Source organism: Candidatus Symbiopectobacterium sp. NZEC127 (genome assembly GCF_025962675.1).
In the GTDB taxonomy this organism is placed as follows: domain Bacteria; phylum Pseudomonadota; class Gammaproteobacteria; order Enterobacterales; family Enterobacteriaceae; genus Symbiopectobacterium.
The window spans coordinates 1-673 of record NZ_JAGFPG010000035.1; the positions used below are offsets into that span (position 1 = coordinate 1).

The 673-nt window shown below is 52.0% G+C and carries 1 protein-coding gene; it reads right to left on the bottom strand.

From position 1 onward, the window contains the following. The coding region (locus J5069_RS23775; protein WP_264646120.1) for a polysaccharide export protein at positions 1–673 on the bottom strand (673 nt) is incomplete at both ends.

Here is a 673-nt window from a genome sequence, read left to right on the forward strand (position 1 = left end):
TTTTCACTTCCCCCATCACAAACACCTTCAGGCCGTCATTACGCGGCACATAAAGGATATCACCGGGGTAAAGAAGTTGGTTCTGAGACAGGTCGCCGTTTTGCATCAGCGCCTGGAGGGAGATACGTTTTTCCTGCCCGTTATGGGTCAGCACCACGTTGCGCCAGTCTGCGTTTTCCGTCAGCCCACCGGCTTTGTTAATCGCATCCAGAATGGTGAGCGGCACGTTAGTGACAGCTTGCTGGCCTGAGGTCGCTACTTCACCAGAAACGTACACTTTTTGTGAACGGAATGCAGCAATGCTTACTTCCACCTGCGGGGATTCAATATACTGCGCCAGGCGGGTCATGATCTCATCGCGCACCTGGGTAACCGTTTTATCCGCTACCTTTACCTTACCAATGTAAGGGTAGAAAATAGTACCGTCGGAGTGAACCCAGTTGCCCGTGTCCGCCGCGGTGCGGTAGGTACCGGCAGGAGTGGTCAGTTCAGGGTGATCCCAAACGGTAATCATCAGAACGTCGCCGACGCCAATATGATATTCGTAGCTTTGTAGTTCACGATCCAGCGCAGAATTAGCTTGAGCCACCAGCGGCTTTGCACGCATTTTTTCGATCAGGTAGGGCGTCATCGGGTAAACGTTAACCAGTTTACTGATGTTGAAATCTGCATC